The organism is Pseudomonas sp. NPDC008258 (assembly GCF_042956345.1).
Lineage (GTDB): Bacteria > Pseudomonadota > Gammaproteobacteria > Pseudomonadales > Pseudomonadaceae > Aquipseudomonas.
On the sequence record NZ_JBIBGE010000002.1, the window covers coordinates 110,096 to 129,081 of the forward strand.

The window sequence follows — 18,986 nt, forward strand, 5'->3', positions numbered from 1 at the left end:
TGTGCATATGTGGGAGCCGCGCTTGCCGGCGATGGGCTGCGAAGCAGCCCCAATGCAGGCGACACCCTTCTGACGGGTTGTGAATGGCTTGACACTTTGGGGCCGCTGCGCAGCCCATCGCCGGCAAGCGCGGCTCCCACATTGCTGCGCGCGCGGTAGACCATTCTTGAATTACTTCAATCTTGAATTTTTTTATTAAGTCAAGAACCACCCTGTTCAAATCCTTCCCGGCGTGCTACAAACTGGTTAAGCAATGATCTAGCTGCTTGATAACGAAGGGAAAAATATGACGAAGTCGGAGCTGATCGAACGTATTGTCACCCATCAGGGGCTGCTCTCGTCCAAGGACGTAGAGCTGGCCATCAAGACCATGCTTGAACAGATGTCGCAATGCCTGGCTACCGGCGATCGCATCGAGATCCGCGGTTTTGGCAGCTTCTCGCTGCACTATCGCGCCCCGCGCGTTGGGCGTAACCCGAAGACCGGGCAGTCGGTCAGCCTCGAAGGCAAGTTCGTGCCGCACTTCAAGCCCGGCAAAGAGCTGCGTGACCGGGTCAATGAAGAAGACGAGGCCGAAGCCTGATCATTCTAGGAGCAATCTGATGCGTAACCTCAAGCGCGCCCTGGCGGCGGTGTTCGTGCTGCTGTTGGCGGCTGTGGTGCTGTTCTTCGTGCTGGAGAACCAGCAGGCCGTATCTCTGGTCCTGTTCGGCTGGGCTGCGCCGGAAGTGCCAGTTGCTGTGTTGGTGCTGGCAGCCTTGGTCATCGGCCTGGCCGTCGGGCCGTTGCTGGGAGCCTACGGCGTGCAGCGCAGCAAGCGCAAAATCAGGGCGTCTGCTCGGCAGGCAGCACTGAGCGGCAACTAAGGAAATTTCCTACACCTGCTTCGGAAAGCCTCACCTATGCATGCACTGGCCGTCATGGAGTAATAGCCCACTTCATTTTCGGCCCAGGCGAGTGTGTGCAGCATGGAATTTCCCAGCCTTTCCCATCACGGTGGAACCCGCGGCGTTACCGGGTCTTGCCACCAGTTGCACCTCGGTCCGTCTACCAGTCTGCTGGTCGACTGTGGTCTGGAGCAGGGGGGCGAGGCCGCGCCAGGCACAGATACCTCCTCGCTCGGCTTCGATGTGCAGGGCATCGAGGCCCTGGTCATTACCCATGTCCACCTTGATCATGTTGGCCGCATACCTGCGCTGCTGGCTGCCGGCTTTCGCGGCCCCATCCTGTGTAGCGAACCCTCTGCACGACTGCTGCCACTGGTACTGGAGGATGCGTACAGGCTAAGCATCAGCAGCGAGCCTGCGCAGGTGGCTCGGTATATCGATTTCATTCGCGGGCTTATCGTGCCGCTGCCTTTCGGGCAGTGGCACGCGGTGGTCGATCGCCCTGGCCTGATTTGCCGCATTCGCCTGCAGCGAGCCGGGCATCTGCTGGGTTCGGCATATGTCGAGTGCGACATGCAGCATGGGCAGGCCAATACACGCTATGTGTTCTCTGGTGACCTGGGTGCGTGCGGTAACCCGTTACTGCGCCCTGTGCAGCCCCCGGAGCGGGCTGATGTGCTGGTGCTGGAAAGCACCTATGGTGACCGCTTGCATCCGCATGCCGGCGACCGCAGGCAGCGTCTGGAAGGCGCCATCGATCGCGCCCTGGCTGACAAGGGCACCATTCTCATCCCGGCTTTCAGCCTGGGGCGCACCCAGGAACTGCTGTACGAGCTTGAAGACATACTTCATCGCAAGGCTTTGCTGGGCATCGCTGGCCCCGGCCCCGATGGCGATCCGGTCGACTGGTCGCAGTTGCCCATCATCCTCGACTCACCCCTGGCTCAACGCATCACCAGCGTGTACCGCGACTTGCACGAATACTGGAATGAAGAGGCCAAGGCACGCCTTGCTGAGGGGCGTGACCCGCTCGGGTTCAGCCAACTGATCAGTGTCGACACCCATGCTCGCCACCAGCAAGTGGTCAACTACCTCAAGAGCACTGGCCGGCCGGCCATCGTGATTGCAGGCAACGGCATGTGTTCGGGTGGGCGCATCGTCAATTACCTCAAGGCCATGCTCGAGGACCCGCGGCATGAGGTAATGTTTGTGGGGTATCAGGCCAAAGGCACGCCGGGGGCGGTGATACAGGCCTGCGAAGGAGCGGAAGGGTTTGTGCAGATTGATCTGGATGGGAGGATGTACGAGGTCAAGGCGAAAGTCATGACGCTGTCGGGGTACTCGGGGCATGCTGATCAGGCAGCATTGGTAGGGTTCGCCGCAGGGGTACAAAGCGCGCCAACAGCTATCGCGTTGGTGCACGGCGAATCACGCGCAAAAACTGCTCTGACTGCTGCGTTGCTGCGTCAAATGCAAGCGCGTGGCTGGGCTACCCAAGTGCAAATTGCAAGATAAATCCCCAGGGTAGGGAACGATAGGCATGCGCGGTGTCTGATAGCCATTAGCGCTGGCACTGGCTTTGGGTTTCGCCCGTGACTGCTTCGAACTTGACTGCGCAAGCCGCGCGTTGGGCTTGGCGCGGGCAAGCTACAAATAGAATTCTCTGGTATTCTAATTGTTCAAGCTTGCGTCTTTAGCCTATGGATAGCCAGGGATTACACACGCTGGGCGCGTAATTTAGCGTCGCCGCGCACTGTGCGGCGGCGGTCAGAAATAAGACACATGCCGGCTGCTTGAAACCAGATATTCAAGTGGCCTTTTAAGGATCCGAATATGGAATTGATCCCGGTAATTCTATCCGGTGGCGTTGGTAGCCGTTTGTGGCCAGTATCCCGTGAGGCTCATCCCAAGCCGTTCATGACCTTACCCGATGGGCAAAACCTCATCCAGAAGACTTTCCTGCGCGCGGCGCGGCTTGACGGTGTGGTCGAGGTACTTACAGTCACCAACCGCGAGTTGCTGTTCAAGACCGAAGACGAATACCGCACCATCAATACCAAAGGTCATCCCCAGGGGTACATCCTAGAGCCGTTCGGCCGCAATACCGCAGCTGCTGTCGCAGCCGCAGCGTTGCAACTCCATGAGTCCCATGGGCCCCAGGCCCATATGCTGGTACTGGCTGCAGATCACCTGATCCAGAACGACGCCGCGTTTGCCCAAGCGGTGACCAGCGCAGTTCGGCTTGCCGAGCTAGGCTGGCTGGTAACATTCGGCATCAAGCCACAGTACCCGGAGACTGGTTTTGGCTACATTGAAGCCGCTGCCAGCGGAGTGCTGGATGGCGGGTTGAAGGTTGAGCGCTTCGTTGAAAAGCCGGACGCGAAAACTGCAGAAGCCTATGTAGCTGCTGGCAATTATTTCTGGAACGCCGGGATGTTCTGCTTCCAGGTGGGTACCGTGCTCGAAGAGTTCAAAGCCCACGCACCTGACGTGCTGGAGGCGGTTAAAGTCACTGTCGAGGCTTCGCGCCGGTCAACCTCCAAGGGTTATAGCTGCCTTGCTCTAGACGCCGAATTTTTCACCAACGTGCCCGATATTTCCATCGATTACGCCTTGATGGAGCGCTCGCGGAAGGTCGCTACCATACCTTGTGATATCGGCTGGAGCGATATTGGCTCGTGGAACGCCGTCAGCGAGCTGACGCCACCAGATGAATGCGGCAACCGCTTCGAAGGTGAGGTCATGGCCTACGAGGCGCGTAACAACTACGTCAGTACCGAGGATCGCCTGGCTGCGCTGGTGGGCGTTCAGGACTTGCTGGTGGTGGACACCCCAGACGCGCTGCTGATTGCGCACAAGGACCATGCACAGGACGTCAAGCACATTGTCAAGCGCCTGAAAAGCGATGGCCACGCAGCGCATTTGCTGCACCAGACGGTCCACCGTCCGTGGGGCACCTACACCACGCTGGAAGATGGAGATCGCTTCAAGATCAAGCGCATTGTGGTCAAGCCTAAAGCGTCCCTCTCTCTGCAGATGCATCATCATCGCAGTGAGCACTGGATCGTGGTCAGCGGTATGGCCGTGGTCGTGAACGACGAACAGGAACTCATGCTCAACACTAATGAATCCACGTTCATTCGTGCCGGGCACAAGCACCGCCTGCAGAACCCTGGTGTAATCGACCTGGTGCTGATCGAAGTACAAAGTGGCGACTATCTCGGCGAAGACGATATCGTCCGCTTCGAAGATAACTACGGTCGTTGCGACGCCTGAATTCAGGCCTTCCCCGTCGGCCCGCCGCTGCCTTGTCCAGCTGCGCCGGGCCGGCCTTCGGTGGCAACCCGTTACCGGTAACCTCTTCAGTTCGGTGTCGTTCAGGCGCCAGCGCACCAAGTGAGATGTATGTACGCACCTATTCAGACCCGCTGCTTCAAAGCCTATGACATTCGGGGCCAAGTGCCGGCCGACCTCAGTGACGATGTAGCCTACCGTATTGGCCGGGCATTGGTTGCCGAGCTTGGCGGGCACACTTATGTGGTCGGGCGCGACATGCGCCTGGAAAGCCCCGCTTTGTCCCGTGCACTGATGCAAGGTTTGACTGAAGGCGGCGCCGATGTTATCGACATTGGCCTGTGCGGCACCGAAGAGGTTTATTTTGCCACCAGCCATTACCAGGCAGACGGCGGCATCATGGTCACGGCCAGCCACAACCCCAAGGGCTATAACGGCATGAAGCTGGTGCGCGAGCAGTCGCGCCCGATCAGTGGCGACACGGGGTTGAACGACATCCGTGATCGGGTAGAGGCAGGCCACCTCGGTGACCATGCCGTTACCCCAGGTCAGGTCCGCGAGGCCTTGGACAAAAGCGCCTACATCGACCATCTGCTGACCTACGTAGACCTGGCTGCGCTTAAACCCCTTAAAGTGCTGGCCGACCCAGGCAATGGTGCAGTCGGTCCTGTAATCGAATTGCTCAAGGCCCGCCTGCCGCTGAACATTACCCTGATCAACGGTGAACCAGACGGTAACTTCCCGAACGGGATCCCCAACCCGCTGCTGCCCGAGAACCGCGACCTAACCCGCCAGGCCGTTCTTGCAACCGGCGCCGACATGGGAATTGCCTTTGACGGTGACTTTGACCGTTGTTTCTTCTTTGACAGCCACGGCCGCTTTATCGAGGGTTATTACGTGGTGGGTCTTTTGGCCGAAATGCTGTTGGCCAAAAAACCGGGCAGCAAGATTATTCACGATCCGCGCCTTACGTGGAACACGATCAAGCAGGTAGAAGCTGCCGGAGGTATAGCTATCCAGAGCAAGACCGGGCACGCCTTCATTAAAGAACGCATGCGTGCCGAGGATGCTGTGTATGGCGGCGAGATGAGCGCGCATCACTATTTCCGTGATTTTGCTTACTGTGACAGTGGCAACATCCCGTGGTTGCTGGTGGCAGCGCTAATGAGCACGACCGGCAAGAGCCTGGCGCAGTTGGTGGACGAGCGTATTGCTGCTTTCCCATGCAGTGGCGAAATAAACTATGAGGTGGTCGATGTGAAGGGCACCATCGAAAAAATTCTGGCCTTCTACCTGCCTCACAACCCAAGCGTCGACCGCACCGACGGCATCAGCGTAGAGTTCGCTGACTGGCGCTTCAGCCTGCGCGGCTCCAATACCGAGCCGCTGCTCCGTCTTAATGTGGAGAGCCGGGGTGATGAAGCTCTGGTCGCTCAACGTGTTGCAGAAATCGCACGCCTGATTCAAGGATAATTATGTTTGGCATGTTTCGGGGCGTCTGGGACTACAGAGGTTTCATTCTCACGTCCATCAAGAACGAATTCATCTCAAGGTTCGCGCGTAGCAAGCTGGGCGGCTTGTGGATGATTATCCACCCCTTGGCGCAAGTGGCGATCTATGCCTTGATCTTGTCCAACGTCCTGGGGGCTCGCCTGCCGGGCATCGATAACAAGTATGCTTACGCTCTGTACTTGATCGCCGGTATCCTGGCCTGGAACTTGTTTGCCGAAATCGTCCAGCGTTGTCTCTCGGTTTTCATCGACCAAGGCAACCTGATGAAAAAAATGCGTTTCCCGCGCATCGCGTTGCCGGTGATCGCTGTTGGTTCCTGTTTGCTTAACAATCTGTTGTTGTTCGCAGCAGTCATGGCCGTGTTCGCGGTTCTTGGTCATGCGCCGGATGTTCAGATTCTGTGGTTACTGCCGCTGACCTTGGTAGTGGTGGCCCTTGCGGTTGGTATTGGCTTGGTTCTAGGGGTATTGAACGTGTTCCTGCGTGATATCGGCCAGGTTGTACCGATTGTGATGCAGGTGTGGTTCTGGTTCACGCCTATCGTGTATACGGTGAATATCGTACCCGATTACCTGAAGGGTACCCTTAGCGCCAACCCGATGTATCCGATTGTCACGGCTTACCACAACGTGCTGGTTTACAAGCAGGCACCCGAGATTAGCGAGGTTGGCGTGGTATTGGCCATTGCGGTTGGGCTGATGGTGCTCGGCCTGTTCCTGTTTCGCCGTGCCTCAGCCGAAATGGTGGACTCTCTATGACCCTGCTCGCCGTCAGCAACGTAGGCAAGGCCTACCGCAGTTACCGTTCGGAATTGCAGCGTATTGCGCGCTGGTTCTACCTGCCGGTCAGGGCTAGCAGCGAACATTGGGTGCTCAAGCACATCAGCTTCAACATCGAGGCCGGTGAAGCCATTGGACTGGTGGGCCAGAATGGGGCCGGCAAGTCGACATTGCTGAAAATGATCACTGGGACTCTGCAGCCAACCGAAGGCAATGTTCATGTGCATGGGCGTATTGCCGCCATCCTGGAGCTTGGCATGGGCTTCAATGGTGAACTGACCGGCCGCCAGAATGCTTATCATGCTGCGGGGTTGATGGGGTTTGCTACTCAGCAGATCGACGGCGTGATTGATGACATCGAAGCTTTTGCCGAGATCGGCGAGTACTTCGATCAGGCTGTGCGTACCTACTCCAGCGGCATGCAGATGCGCGTGGCATTTGCTGTGGCTACCGCCTTCCGCCCGGAGATCCTCATTATCGATGAGGCATTGTCGGTGGGGGATAGTTACTTCCAGCACAAAAGTTTTGGCCGCATCAAGGAGTTTCAGAAAGCCGGCACCACGCTGCTAATTGTTTCCCATGACCGCGGCTCGATCCAGGCCCTGTGCAACCGGGCGATCCTGCTGGATGGAGGCACCGTTATCAAGGACGGCCCACCTGAAGAAGTGATGGACTACTACAACGCCATTATTGCCCAGAAGGAAAACGCCACCGTCGAAGTTCAGACATTGTCCGATGGCACTAGGCAGACGCGCTCCGGTAGTGGCAAGGCAAGCATCGAAACGGTTGCCATGCACAATCGTGAAGCCGCCACGGTCGAATATATCTCGGTAGGCGAAGAGGTTTGCCTGCGTATCCAGGTCAAGGTCAATTCACCTATACCGGAGCTGGTGGTGGGTTACGTGATCAAAGACCGCCTTGGCCAGGATGTATTTGGCACCAATACCCATCACTTGAAATGCATTCGCACAGATTTGGCTGCAGGTGAGTTACTGACGTACAGTTTCCGTTTTCCTGCAAACCTTGGCGTGGGGTCGTATTCGGTAGCAGTAGCCCTGCACGCGGGCGACACCCATATTGCCGATAATTATGAGTGGCGTGACCTGGCGTTGGTATTCAACGTTGTGAACATGTCCGAACAAACCTTCGTAGGCCTGGCGTGGATCCCGCCGACCGTGGAGTGCAATTGATGAATGCTGGTTTCTACAGGGCTTTCGAAGACCGCTACCGTGGTTCGAGGGAGCTCATCACCCAGCGGCTCGAAGCCTACTTGCCGTTTCTGCAGCCCCTGAAAACACTTTATGCCGACTGCCCCGTATTCGATATCGGCTGTGGCCGTGGCGAATGGCTGGAGTTGATGAAACGCGAAGGCTTCACGCCAATGGGTGTCGACCTGGACGAGGGGATGCTGGAAGCCTGCCGAGCCGCCGGCCTGCCTGCGCAAAAAGCTGATGCACTGCAAGCCCTGCGGGGGCTTGCGGATAACAGCCAGGTGGTAGTGAGCGGCTTTCATATCGCAGAGCATGTGCCGTTTTCGGTACTTGGCGAGCTGGTGAGCGAGGCGCTGCGCGTTTTGCGCCCGGCCGGCTTGCTGATTCTGGAAACCCCCAACGCTGAAAACGTGATGGTGGGTACCAACAATTTCTATCTCGACCCGACCCACGATCAGCCGATCCCCAATTTGCTGATGTCGTTTCTTACGGAACACACCGGCTTCGTTCGATCCAAGGTAGTGCGCCTCCAGGAAGCCGCCGCATTACACGATGAGCAGGCCCGGGTAGGGGTGCGCGAAGTGCTGTCCGGCGCCAGCCCCGACTATGCAGTGGTTGCCCAGAAGCAAGCGGGCGCGCAGCAACTGGCCAATTTTGAGGCAGTGTTCGAAGCCTCCTACGGCTTGTCGCTTGATGATATCGCCCTGCGGTACGACCAAGGCATCGAAAGCCGTTTCGGCAACTTGGAGAATAGTGTAGAGGAGGTGCGTGCCACCTTTTTCGAGCCCGCCGAGTTCCAGAGGCTGATGGCCGAAGTGAGCCAGCAGCAAACCCAGCAATTGCTGGCGATGAAAGAGCATTACGAAGCCGCCGCAGAGGCCTCGAACCGCCAGTGTGGTGCTATGCAGGAGGCGCTCAGCCAAGCCCTGGCGAATGCCGAGGCCATGACCCAGGAACGCAACGCTGCCCTGGATAATTGCCATTGGCAACACATGCGTGCCCAAGGCGCCGAGCAGCAGATTGAAGCCATGCGTAACAGCACGTCATGGCGGATTACAGGCCCTCTGCGCGTTACCGGGCGGGTAGTGTTGTGGCCGTCCCGCCACGGTAAAGCGTGGTTGCGCAAGAAGCTGCGTCTCGCCGCACCACACGCCCGGTTGTGGGTGGCTCGCCGCCCAGCTGTGCGCCGCCTGGCGCTGGCAATGTTGAACCGTACCCCTTGGCTGGCTACCAAGCTGCGAAACCTGCTGGCCCCCGACCCGGCTAGCGTAGCCGTTGACCACCAGCACGGCGTGATCGATCACGCCCCTTTGACACCGCGAGGCCGCGCTATCGAAAACGCCCTCCGAGCTGCAATGAAAAAGGGCTAACACCGAATGCGTATTGTAATTGACATGCAAGGCGCGCAAACCGAAAGCCGCTTCCGTGGCATCGGCCGATACAGCGTATCCTTGGCTCAAGGTATTGTTCGCAATCGCGGCGACCACGAGGTTTACCTCCTGCTCAATGGCATGCTCAGCGAAGGGATTGAAGCCATTCGTGGCGCCTTTGACGGCTTGCTGCCGCAAAGCCATATCCGTGTCTGGTATGCACAAGGCCCGGTGGCAGGCATCAACCCGGCGAACCGGAGCCGTCATGAAGTGGCCAAGCTTGTTCGCCAGGCTGCTATCGATGAACTGCAGCCCGATGTAGTGCACATCACCAGCGCGGTAGAGGGCTTCATCGACGACGCGGTAATCGGCCACCCGCCTGAGAACAAGCGGGCCATTCTCAGCGTCACCCTTTATGACCTGATCCCGCTGACCAACCCGCAGCAATACCTGGATCACGCCCAGTACAAGCAGTACTACATGGACATTGTTGGTTCTTTCAAGGACCACGGCGTGTTGCTGGCGATCTCGGAATGTGCCCGTCAGGAAGCACTCTCGTTGCTGCCGTTGGACCAGCACAAGGTGTTCAATGTGTCGGGTGCAGCAGACGAGGTTTTCCAACCCGTCACCCTCAGCGATGAAGCGCGCAGCGCACTCAAGGCCAAGTTCAGGCTGCGCGATGCATTTGTGCTGTACTCCGGCGGGGCAGATGAGCGCAAGAACCTGTCTCGGCTGATTGTCGCGTTTGCCGACGTCAAGCGGGAAGTCAAAGATGTGCAACTGGTGTTCGCTGGCAAGATGTCTCAGCACATTGTCGAGCGATACCGTGGCGAAGCATTGGCGCAAGGGTTGAGTGAGGATGACCTAGTGTTTACTGGTTTCATCACTGACGATGAGCTGGTAGCGCTGTACAACACTTGCCGCCTTTACGTATTCCCGTCCTGGCATGAGGGCTTTGGCCTTCCGCCGTTGGAGGCCATGAAGTGCGGCGCTCCGGTGATCGGGGCGAACACATCTAGCGTGCCCGAAGTGATTGGTTGGGACGAAGCTACCTTTGACCCGCTCGACACAGCCTCCATTGCCCAGAAAATGAACCAGGCGCTGGTAGACGATACCTTCCGCGAGGCCATGATTAGCCACGGCCTGGAGCGCGCCAAGCTATTTTCCTGGGACCTGACAGGCAAGGCTGCCGTTGCCGCGTTCGAACAGTGCGTGCAAGACCAAGCAGCTGTTAGCCAGCCGGTGGATGAGGACTTGCCTGCCGAGCAACGCATCCAGCAGCTGGCCGAGGCGCTGGTTGCTTCGGTTGACCTGGGCAACGGCGAGATTGATGTCGAGCGCCTGGCGAAGGCCATAGATTATTCGCTGCAAGGGCCAACTGCCAAACCGAATCTGTTGGTGGATATTTCACAACTTTGCCGACATGATGCTAAAAGCGGTATTCAGCGCGTAGTTCGAAGCATTCTCCTGGAGTGGCTGACCAACCCGCCCGAAGGCTATACTGTCACGCCGGTCTACACCAAAGTAGAGGAGTCGTTCTACCGCTACGCCAGGCAGTTCACGGCCCAGTTCCTCGGTAATGTCCCCGGCGATGACGACGTGGACGAGGCCATCAGCTACAAGGCCGGTGATGCCTACATCTGCCTGGACCTGCTGCTGGATATGCTCCCGCAGCGCCAGCCGTATCTGGACACCATGCGTGCCCACGGTGTAAGCCTGTTCTTCGTAGTGTACGACCTGCTGATCTTGCAGATGCGCCACTTCTTCTCGGACCACCTGCACCCGTTCTACGTTGACTGGATCAACACCATCGCTCGCTACGACGGTGCGATGTGCATTTCCCGCGCGGTAGGGGATGAACTGCAGGCGTGGATGGACGAAAACGCACCCAAGCGTAACCGGCCATTCCGCATCGGCGTGTTCCACCTCGGTGCCGACATTGATCAGTCTGTACCGACTACCGGCACACCGGAAGACCCGGCCATGCGCATCGAAGCCTTGCAACTCAACCCTGCCTTCCTAATGGTCGGTACGCTGGAACCGCGCAAAGGGCACCTGCAAACGCTGGAGGCTTTCGAGTTGCTATGGCAACGGGGTGTGCAGGCGAACCTGGTGATTGTTGGCAAGCACGGCTGGCTGGTGGAAGAGCTGGCGGCCAGGCTTACCGACCACCCCGAGCGCGGCAAGCGCCTGTTGTGGCTCGAAGGGGCAAGCGACGAGTATCTCGAGCATCTGTATCAGCAATGCGACTGCCTGCTGGCTGCGTCGTATGGTGAAGGCTTTGGCCTGCCGCTGATCGAAGCGGCACAGCACGGGCTGCCGATCATTGCCCGCGACTTGCCGGTGTTCCGTGAGGTAGCGGGCGAACATGCCTGGTTCTTCGCCGGCAACGACGCGCGTGACATGGCGGACAGCATCGCTGCCTGGCTTGAATTGCATGCTCAAGACCAGCACCCCAAGTCGGTCGACATGCCGTGGCTTACCTGGCAAGGCAGCGCGCAACAGCTAATTGGCGAAATCAGCAAAAATGCGTTTTGACCGCATCGCCTTGAAAAACTGCATGGACGGGAACATAGAATAATGGGTTTGAAGCTTGACTCAACAGGGAGAGCCGGCTTTGCGTTCGCGTTGGCTTTCGGGTTGTTCTTTGTATTGCGGCACTTCCCGCTGGACTTCATTTTTGGCACCAATTCGTATTGGCAGACTGAAGTCGAGGACGTAACCCAATATTTCGCGGGTTTCAATGCGTTCTTCAACGCGCCGTTCAGCTACCCGCTGCTGGCATTTGACGGCATAAACTATCCGCAGGGGACCAGGGCTACGTTTGTAGATGCAATACCCTTGTATGCCTTCCTGCTGAAAGTCTTCGTGCCGAAGAGCTTCGCTCCGTTCAACCCGTTCGGCCTGTGGATCGCAGGCTGCTTCATCGCCCAGGCCATATGTGCGTGGTGGATTTTGCGCGAACTGCGGGTGCGCTCATGGCTGGCGCTTGCAGCTGCTGTGGTTTGCCTGGTGAGCATGCCCGAGTTTACTTCGCGCATTGCACATGTGTCGTTGATGTCGCAATGGATCGTGCTGTGCGCATTGGCGATGTACCTGCGCTGTCGCAACACCGGGCAGCCGCATGGCTGGGCCTGGGGCGTACTGCTGGTTGCCGGCTTCTACGTCAACATCTACCTGTTCGCCATGGCCAGCGCAATTTACCTGGCAGGCTATCTGGGGAGCGCTGATCGTTTCAGTGCTGCGTCTATTGCCCGAGCCCTGGTGCCATTCGTTGTGATAGGGGTCAGCTTGTTCCTGACCATATTCCCGATGGGTGAGGCAGCAGTGTCAAAGGAAGGCGGGTTCGGTGTGTTCTCGATGAACCTGCTGTCACCGCTGCATGGCGGTAAGTACCTGCACTTCCCCAACCCTGAGATGCCAGGGCAAGGTGAAGGCTTCAACTACCTTGGCATGGGCGTGCTGCTGGCCTTTGTACTGAGCCTGGGGTTGAACCGCAAGCATAACGACGGCACATTCGCCCGCCATAAGGCGCTCACTTGGCTGATGGTGCTGTTCACAGTCTATGCGTTGTCCAACGAGATCTATCTGGGCACAAGTCACCTGGTATCGATCGACTACCCGTCAATCCTGGGGCCGATCACTTCTCAGTTCCGAGCCTCTGGCCGGTTCTTCTGGCCGGTAGGCTTTTGCGTGGTGATCTTCTCCATCACCTACCTGTATCGCCGGCTGGATACCAAGGTGTTCGCAGCATGCATGCTGGTAATGCTGGCTGTGCAAATCAGCGATTTGTCTGCATTCCGGCGCTTGCTGGTGGCTGTGGCCAGCAGGCCGGCTGAGCCCGTGTTGACTCAGGCCGCGTGGAGCGAGCAGGCAACGAAAGATACCAAGTACCTGTATTTTTTCCCTAAGTTCAAATGTGGCCGTGGCGACCAAGTGCTACAGACGTTGATGCCGGCCATGCGTTACGCTGCCGTTAACAATATCAAGATCAACACCGGTTACGTTGCTCGCTCCAACGCCAACTGCAGTACCGAGAGCACCCAAGCGGAAATTGCCGGGTCGCAATTTGCACAGTCCATGTACGTGTTCAATGCTGGCGACTTCCCGCAGGTTGATCAGGTCAAGCAGTTTTTCCCACCAAACCGTCAGCCTGAGTGCAAAGTGATCGACTTTGCCTATGTCTGCCGTGTCGGCCAAGCAGGGCAGATGAACCCATGACCGAACCGAACAAGCGCACAATCTCGTTGGTATCGCCTTTCTACAATGAGGAAAAAGGCGTTGATGCGTTTTTTCAGCGCATCAATGAAGTATTTGCCCATTTGGCCGATCGCTACGAACTCGAAGTGATCGCTGTCAACGATGGTAGCCGCGACCGCACCTATGATCAATTGGTCCAGGCCAAGGCAGAGAATGCCTACCTGACCGTCGTGGACCTGTCGCGCAACTTTGGCAAGGAGGCCGCGATCTCAGCAGGACTCGACTTCGCGACTGGCGATGCCATTGTGCCGATAGACTCTGATCTGCAGCACCCGCCAGAGGTCATTCTGGAACTGGTCGAAAAGTGGGAGCAGGGCGCGGAAGTGGTTTTGGCCAAGCGCGTTGACCGCGAAACCGACCGGCCAATCCAGAAGCTGACGGCCAACTACTTCTACAAGGTCCACAACCGCATCTCGGACATCGACATCCCCGCTGACGTGGGTGACTTCCGCCTGATGGACCGAAAGGTCGTCGACGCGTTGAAGACGTTGCCGGAGAGCCGCCGCTTCATGAAGGGGCTGTTCGCCTGGGTGGGCTTCCGTACCACTACCGTCGAGTACAAAGTGGCTGCCCGGGAGCACGGTACTTCCAGCTTCAACACCTGGAAGCTGTGGAACTTTGCCATCGAAGGCATTACCAGTTTCAGCTCGGTGCCATTGCGTATCTGGACTTACCTGGGCTGCGCGGTATCGGCGCTATCATTCGTCTACGCGGCCTTCCTGCTGGTGAAAACCTTGTTCTTTGGTGTGGATTTACCCGGTTACGCGTCGATCATGATCACGGTGCTATTTGCCAGTGGTGTGCAACTGATCGGTATCGGTGTGCTGGGGGAGTACGTGGGGCGGATTTTCACCGAGTCGAAGAACCGACCTGTGTATATCGTGCGTGATGTGATCAAGTGAGGCACATCATCCCGGCGCGTTATCACGAGTTCATACGTTTTGGCTTGGTCGGCGTTGCCAACACCGCTGTGCATGCCGGTATCGTGGTGGCATTGATGGAACTGCTTGCGCCACCGGCCTTCGTGGCCAACGGTGTGGCGTTCTGTTTTGCGAACGTGATGTCCTACCTGCTTAACAGCCGGTTTACTTTCCACACACCGGCCAGCCTGCTAGGTTATCGGCGTTTTCTGGCGGTGTCGTTGGTATCGTTGGGGCTGACATTGCTGATCACCTCTGTGGTTGAGTACCTCGGCCTGCATTACGCGGTGGGCTTGGTGATGGTGATCTTTGTAGTGCCGGTATTGAATTACCTGGTGATGAAGCTCTGGGCTTTCAAACCAGCCGGGTGATTTCCTGTGTGGTAGCGGGCCATCACCGGTGTTGAATCCTTGGCCCGCCAACTCGCCTCACAGGTAGTGCGCAGTTCTCAGGCTCACCGGCTATCTGTGGTGGCCGGCGCCCGTGTTGACTGAGTGGTACGCTGCCTAACCGGCCGCATTCTCCTGGTTTACAGGCGCGAGAGTTGCAAGCCTGGCTCCCTTTCCGAAAATCCGCTTGCCAAGATGCATGGTAGGTACCTCGACTAGCCGATAAAGCACGTAGGCAAGCGTCAGCACGAAGATCAGTGTCAACAAACCCGACACCGGGAACGACAGGCCCTGGTCCATCAGAATACGCAGGCACAGATAGCCGATGATCGAGTGTGTTACATAGATCGAGTAGCTGATATTGGCAATGAAATCCAACGGCGCAAACGGGCGGAAATACCGGCGCAGCATGTAACTGGCGCTGAACAGGATAAGGCCGTAAACATAGTTTTGCGGCACCGATGGCATCTGCACATCCCAGTCGGTGTGTGGCCAACACACCAGGAACACCAGCACCAAAATGGCCACATAGGCCAGTAACTGTCGAGTCGTGTAGGTACCGGTGTAATGATGATAGAAGCCGGTACCAATGAACATGAAGATCACGCACATCAACTCGGTTTCAAGCGACTCCACCAAGCCGACGCGCAACTCCCAACCCGCCAGCAATGTGGGAAGCGCCTCGCACGCCGCGAGCACCGCGACGGCGAACAAAATCACCGGGAAGGCATTGCCGGCCTTGATTGAGCGATACAACAGGGCGGCGATGATATAGAACTTGATCTCGATGGCCAGGGTCCAGTTGACCATGTCGATTGAGGGGTAATGCAAGTTGCCCTGCAGGAGGAACAGGTTGGCAAACAGCCGATCCAGCGCCATGGAGAACGGCTGCCCCCAATATCGACTGGACATATAGACCAGCCCCAGCATGATCAGCGATGCGACGATATAGGTCGGGTAGATACGCAGAAACCGGGCGATCAGAAACTTCGCAGGTTCCAGACGATTCAGCGAAAACGGGATGACAAAGCCGCTTATCAGGAAGAAAACCGAAACGCCAAAGGGTCCATAGTTGAAGGTGGGTATCGTCAGCCAGTAGATCATGCTCGACGAAGGCCCTTCCACGACTGGGGCATGAATATAGGATGCCACCACATCCCGTGAAAACCAATAAACGCCGCACCAGTGGACGATGAGCACGGCGATCACCGCCACGCCTCTTAACTGGTTGGCGAAAAGCGCTCTATCTGAAGCTTGTTGCATGCCGGTTCTCCTTGAGATGGAGGCATTGTAGTGGTCACCCAGATTCAGGAGAAGCGCATTGCCATTATTCTGTAACCGTCCTATAGAACCGGCTAAGCTCGGCTATGGCAAAACTCGAGAGAATCCCCATGCGACCATGGATAGGCGTAATGCTGGCAGCAGCCCTTGCTGGCTGCGGAACCGTACACACTGTGTCTAACGAGGCCAAGGCGGTAGATGACCTGGCGAAATGGCAGAGTGATTGCCACAGCATCCCCAGGGCCTATAGCGGTGTCGCATACCAGTTTTGCAACCTGAACGGCCCACCCAGAACGGGCGCCCATTGGGCACCGTTCCCCATTCTGGTCGACATGGCTGCGTCTGGCATTGCCGATACGATCATTCTTCCCTACACCGGCTATTGGCAATACAAGCGCGGTAATGTCCCCATTCGCCGCCTGGAATATTGAATTTCAGCCATAGCCGCTGAGCTGGCAGGTGGATAAGTGGTCAAACTCCGCGGCAATCAGCGCACCCACGCTTACTTTAACCAGGGATGATTGTTCGAACGATTGGGGTTTTTTTGATGACGTAAGTGATTACCCCACACACAACAAAAACCACCGCCATCACGGTCGGGATAGCCAGCCACGGGTTGGTGAAATTCCAGGCGAGGCCATTGTGGTGCAGCTCCCAGATAACCATCGGGTGCATCAAGTAGATGCCGAAGGTGAGGTTACCGAAGAAAATCATCGCTCTGCGGATTCCCGGATATCGGCCGAGCAAAAGCTGGGCAAGGTACCTGACAACGCAGAACAGGAAAATGGAAGCAGCGACCACGAACGGAGCGAAGTACTCATAAAACAGTTCGGTATTGGTCGCAGCGTTTTTGGAGTAATACCATGTCAGTACTGCGGTTCCTGCACTGCACAGCAGATAGAGCACCACGCCTGCGTACAACCCTTTCAGGCTCATCTTGAAATGGTGGTACAGCAGCGCGCCTGCCAGCATATAACCGGGGTAGATATAGAAAAAACGCGTATCAATGAACGCCCGGGCTTCACCGAAGACGCGTTCGGCGAACGGTACGATACTGGCCGCTATCAACCATACCCCAAGTACCAGGCACTGCAGTCTCAATGGGCTGCTGCGGAAAAAGCCCGCCAGAACAGGAATAAAGAAGTAGGCAGCCATCAGCGTGTACAGGTACCACAAGTGGCCTGCCACCGGCCAGCGCACGATTGCAACCAGCCAGTGTTTCAGCTCCGAGAGGTCTGGCAGTATCAGCCCGGTGACCTTGTACTTGTTGTAGGCTAGATAGAGCAATGACCAGGCAAGTAGCGCGAAGCCCATTCGCCATACACGGCGTAGTACGCTGCTGACGCTGTGCGAGCGCGGCAGTAGCAATGCACCGGTGATCATGAAGAAAATCGGTACACTGGCTCGCGACAGGCTCTCGTAGGTGTTCACCCCCCACCAGTGTGGCGCCAGCTGGGCAAACCCGGTGGCAGAGACATGAATCAGAATGACCATGAGGGTGGCGATGATCCGTAGCCCGTCAAGTGACACGTCGTGGTTTTTGATGGCCGGCTGCTCCAGCCCAGACAGATGGGGTGAAGATGTCGCGGTTAAATTGTTCACGGGTTTTACCCATTTTTTTATTGAAGGGCGGAAAATAGTCGAGTTCCTTCAGGCAAAGAGCTCAGCGTGGCTCAGAGCCACGCCCAGTTGGTCCTTGGCGGAAAGCAGCGGCGCTAGGTCATGCGGCCATTCAATACCTATCTGTGGGTCGTTCCAGGCAATGCATCGCTCGCTCTGCGCAGCATAGAAGCCAGTGGTCTTGTACAGGAAATCGGCTGTCTCGCTCAGCGTGACAAAACCGTGAGCGAAGCCAGCAGGGATCCACAGCTGACGCTTGTTTTCGGCCGAAAGCACTGCGCCTACCCATTTGCCGAAGGTAGGGGAGGAGCGGCGAATGTCTACCGCTACGTCGAATACCTCGCCATGCACAACGCGGACCAGTTTACCTTGAGCATGGGGAGTTAGTTGGTAATGCAAGCCGCGTAGCACGCCCTTTGTCGAACGGGAGTGATTGTCCTGGACGAAGTCGGCCTGCAGGCCAACCACTTCATCAAAGACACGGGCGTTGAAGCTTTCGTAGAAGAAACCCCGGTCGTCGCCAAATACCTTTGGGGTAAGTAGCAGCACGTCGGGGATGGCAAGAGGTTCCGCCTGCATTAGAAAACCTTGACTTGAAGAAGATTACGTAAGTACTGCCCGTAGCCGTTTTTCAACAGGGGCTGCGCCAACCGCTCTACTTGTTCAGCATCAATCCATCCCGCGCGATAGGCGATTTCTTCAGGGCAGGCTATTTTCAGGCCCTGGCGACGCTCCATGGTGGCAATGTATTGGCTTGCATCGAGCAGGCTGTCGTGAGTACCTGTGTCCAACCATGCGTAGCCGCGACCCATGATTTCAACTTGCAACTGATCTTGCTGCAGGTACAAGTTGTTCAGGTCGGTAATCTCAAGTTCTCCTCGGCCAGAAGGCTTGAGTTGCCGGGCAAGGTTGACTACCTGATTATCGTAGAAATATAGCCCGGTGACGGCATAGCTCGACTTGGGCGCTTTGGGCTTTTCTTCGATTGAAAGGACGCGACCGGTGCTGTCGAACTCTGCGACACCATAGCGTTCCGGGTCATGCACGTGATAGGCAAATACCGAAGCCCCATGCTGACGGCTGTGTGCATTCAACAGCAGAGCCTGGAAGTCGTGGCCATAAAAGATATTGTCACCCAGTACCAGTGCACAACAGTCGTCGCCAATGAAGTCGGCCCCGATGGTGAACGCCTGGGCAAGGCCGTCCGGGCTTGGCTGTACAGCGTAGGTCAGGTTCAGGCCCCATTGGCCGCCGTCCCCCAGCAGTTGCTCGAAACGGGGTGTGTCTTGCGGGGTTGAGATAATCAGGATATCCCGAATGCCGGCCAGCAACAGCGTGCTGAGCGGGTAGTAGATCATGGGTTTGTCATATACCGGCAACAGCTGCTTCGATACTGACAGGGTAGCGGGGTGCAGACGAGTGCCTGAACCACCCGCGAGAATAATTCCTTTACGCGCCATTTG

At 57.2% G+C, this 18,986-nt stretch carries 17 protein-coding genes; 13 read left to right on the forward strand and 4 right to left on the reverse strand.

The features are described from left to right. The first annotated feature begins 286 nt into the window (after positions 1-286). The 12 genes from ihfB to ACFY9W_RS02055 all read left to right on the forward strand — a co-directional run bounded on the left by ihfB (position 287) and on the right by ACFY9W_RS02055 (position 14,604). Entirely contained in the window at positions 287-583 is a 297-nt protein-coding gene (gene ihfB / locus ACFY9W_RS02000; RefSeq protein WP_003252675.1) for an integration host factor subunit beta, read from the forward strand. Between the two features lie 19 nt (positions 584-602). Next, complete coding sequence (locus tag ACFY9W_RS02005; protein WP_056807342.1) at positions 603-866, forward strand: lipopolysaccharide assembly protein LapA domain-containing protein; 264 nt, start codon at positions 603-605, stop codon at positions 864-866. Between the two features lie 102 nt (positions 867-968). Beyond that, entirely contained in the window at positions 969-2,402 is a 1,434-nt protein-coding gene (locus ACFY9W_RS02010; RefSeq protein ID WP_391125028.1) for an MBL fold metallo-hydrolase RNA specificity domain-containing protein, read from the forward strand. 318 nt (positions 2,403-2,720) lie between these two features. Further along, on the forward strand, positions 2,721-4,163 hold the full coding sequence (locus ACFY9W_RS02015) for a mannose-1-phosphate guanylyltransferase/mannose-6-phosphate isomerase (protein WP_391125031.1): 1,443 nt from the start codon (positions 2,721-2,723) through the stop codon (positions 4,161-4,163). 129 nt (positions 4,164-4,292) lie between these two features. Beyond that, positions 4,293-5,654, forward strand: a complete 1,362-nt coding sequence (locus ACFY9W_RS02020) for a phosphomannomutase (protein ID WP_391125034.1) — start codon at positions 4,293-4,295, stop codon at positions 5,652-5,654. 2 nt (positions 5,655-5,656) lie between these two features. Next, positions 5,657-6,451 (forward strand): ABC transporter permease, encoded by a 795-nt coding sequence (locus tag ACFY9W_RS02025; protein ID WP_391125037.1) that lies wholly within the window; start codon positions 5,657-5,659, stop codon positions 6,449-6,451. Then, positions 6,448-7,662, forward strand: coding sequence for a Wzt carbohydrate-binding domain-containing protein (locus ACFY9W_RS02030; RefSeq protein ID WP_391125040.1), 1,215 nt, complete (start codon positions 6,448-6,450; stop codon positions 7,660-7,662). The genes ACFY9W_RS02025 and ACFY9W_RS02030 overlap by 4 nt, the downstream gene beginning before the upstream one ends. Further along, complete coding sequence (locus ACFY9W_RS02035) at positions 7,662-9,053, forward strand: methyltransferase domain-containing protein (RefSeq protein WP_391125043.1); 1,392 nt, start codon at positions 7,662-7,664, stop codon at positions 9,051-9,053. Before ACFY9W_RS02030 ends, ACFY9W_RS02035 begins: the two co-directional genes overlap by 1 nt. Before the next feature lie 6 nt (positions 9,054-9,059). Continuing rightward, positions 9,060-11,591 (forward strand): glycosyltransferase, encoded by a 2,532-nt coding sequence (locus ACFY9W_RS02040; RefSeq protein WP_391125046.1) that lies wholly within the window; start codon positions 9,060-9,062, stop codon positions 11,589-11,591. A 42-nt stretch (positions 11,592-11,633) separates the two neighbouring features. Beyond that, positions 11,634-13,274 carry a DUF6311 domain-containing protein gene (locus tag ACFY9W_RS02045; RefSeq protein WP_391125049.1) on the forward strand — a complete coding sequence of 547 codons (1,641 nt, stop codon included), beginning with the start codon at positions 11,634-11,636 and terminating at the stop codon, positions 13,272-13,274. Next, complete coding sequence (locus tag ACFY9W_RS02050; RefSeq protein WP_391125052.1) at positions 13,271-14,215, forward strand: glycosyltransferase; 945 nt, start codon at positions 13,271-13,273, stop codon at positions 14,213-14,215. The genes ACFY9W_RS02045 and ACFY9W_RS02050 overlap by 4 nt, the downstream gene beginning before the upstream one ends. Further along, a complete protein-coding gene (locus ACFY9W_RS02055; RefSeq protein ID WP_391125054.1) occupies positions 14,212-14,604 on the forward strand; it encodes a GtrA family protein in 393 nt (130 codons plus the stop codon). Before ACFY9W_RS02050 ends, ACFY9W_RS02055 begins: the two co-directional genes overlap by 4 nt. Before the next feature lie 135 nt (positions 14,605-14,739). On the opposite strand, the gene ACFY9W_RS02060 is transcribed toward ACFY9W_RS02055, so the two are convergent. Beyond that, entirely contained in the window at positions 14,740-15,885 is a 1,146-nt protein-coding gene (locus tag ACFY9W_RS02060) for an acyltransferase family protein (protein WP_391125057.1), read from the reverse strand. A gap of 149 nt (positions 15,886-16,034) precedes the next feature. On the opposite strand from ACFY9W_RS02060, the gene ACFY9W_RS02065 reads away from it, so the two are divergent. After that, the gene (locus tag ACFY9W_RS02065) at positions 16,035-16,334 is read left to right on the forward strand and encodes a YceK/YidQ family lipoprotein (protein ID WP_391125060.1); all 300 of its coding nucleotides are present in this window, start codon (positions 16,035-16,037) and stop codon (positions 16,332-16,334) included. A gap of 76 nt (positions 16,335-16,410) precedes the next feature. Here ACFY9W_RS02065 and ACFY9W_RS02070 read toward each other — a convergent pair whose 3' ends face one another. From ACFY9W_RS02070 to rfbA, 3 genes are read right to left on the reverse strand one after another with little or no spacing between them, the layout of a single operon-like run. Next, positions 16,411-17,505, reverse strand: coding sequence for an acyltransferase family protein (locus ACFY9W_RS02070; RefSeq protein ID WP_391125063.1), 1,095 nt, complete (start codon positions 17,503-17,505; stop codon positions 16,411-16,413). A 48-nt stretch (positions 17,506-17,553) separates the two neighbouring features. Continuing rightward, the gene (gene rfbC, locus ACFY9W_RS02075) at positions 17,554-18,102 is read right to left on the reverse strand and encodes a dTDP-4-dehydrorhamnose 3,5-epimerase (protein WP_391125066.1); all 549 of its coding nucleotides are present in this window, start codon (positions 18,100-18,102) and stop codon (positions 17,554-17,556) included. Then, positions 18,102-18,983 carry a glucose-1-phosphate thymidylyltransferase RfbA gene (rfbA, locus tag ACFY9W_RS02080; RefSeq protein WP_391125069.1) on the reverse strand — a complete coding sequence of 294 codons (882 nt, stop codon included), beginning with the start codon at positions 18,981-18,983 and terminating at the stop codon, positions 18,102-18,104. The genes rfbC and rfbA overlap by 1 nt, the downstream gene beginning before the upstream one ends. Between the last annotated feature and the right edge of the window lie 3 nt (positions 18,984-18,986).

Bases quoted from the DNA above. Each gene is read 5' to 3' on its own strand.
- ihfB (WP_003252675.1), top strand. From the start codon at position 287: ATGACGAAGTCGGAGCTGATCGAACGTATTGTCACCCATCAGGGGCTG.
- ACFY9W_RS02005 (WP_056807342.1), top strand. From the start codon at position 603: ATGCGTAACCTCAAGCGCGCCCTGGCGGCGGTGTTCGTGCTGCTGTTG.
- ACFY9W_RS02010 (WP_391125028.1), top strand. From the start codon at position 969: ATGGAATTTCCCAGCCTTTCCCATCACGGTGGAACCCGCGGCGTTACC.
- ACFY9W_RS02015 (WP_391125031.1), top strand. From the start codon at position 2,721: ATGGAATTGATCCCGGTAATTCTATCCGGTGGCGTTGGTAGCCGTTTG.
- ACFY9W_RS02020 (WP_391125034.1), top strand. From the start codon at position 4,293: ATGTACGCACCTATTCAGACCCGCTGCTTCAAAGCCTATGACATTCGG.
- ACFY9W_RS02025 (WP_391125037.1), top strand. From the start codon at position 5,657: ATGTTTGGCATGTTTCGGGGCGTCTGGGACTACAGAGGTTTCATTCTC.
- ACFY9W_RS02030 (WP_391125040.1), top strand. From the start codon at position 6,448: ATGACCCTGCTCGCCGTCAGCAACGTAGGCAAGGCCTACCGCAGTTAC.
- ACFY9W_RS02035 (WP_391125043.1), top strand. From the start codon at position 7,662: ATGAATGCTGGTTTCTACAGGGCTTTCGAAGACCGCTACCGTGGTTCG.
- ACFY9W_RS02040 (WP_391125046.1), top strand. From the start codon at position 9,060: ATGCGTATTGTAATTGACATGCAAGGCGCGCAAACCGAAAGCCGCTTC.
- ACFY9W_RS02045 (WP_391125049.1), top strand. From the start codon at position 11,634: ATGGGTTTGAAGCTTGACTCAACAGGGAGAGCCGGCTTTGCGTTCGCG.
- ACFY9W_RS02050 (WP_391125052.1), top strand. From the start codon at position 13,271: ATGACCGAACCGAACAAGCGCACAATCTCGTTGGTATCGCCTTTCTAC.
- ACFY9W_RS02060 (WP_391125057.1), bottom strand. From the start codon at position 15,885: ATGCAACAAGCTTCAGATAGAGCGCTTTTCGCCAACCAGTTAAGAGGC.
- ACFY9W_RS02065 (WP_391125060.1), top strand. From the start codon at position 16,035: ATGCTGGCAGCAGCCCTTGCTGGCTGCGGAACCGTACACACTGTGTCT.
- rfbC (WP_391125066.1), bottom strand. From the start codon at position 18,102: ATGCAGGCGGAACCTCTTGCCATCCCCGACGTGCTGCTACTTACCCCA.
- rfbA (WP_391125069.1), bottom strand. From the start codon at position 18,983: ATGGCGCGTAAAGGAATTATTCTCGCGGGTGGTTCAGGCACTCGTCTG.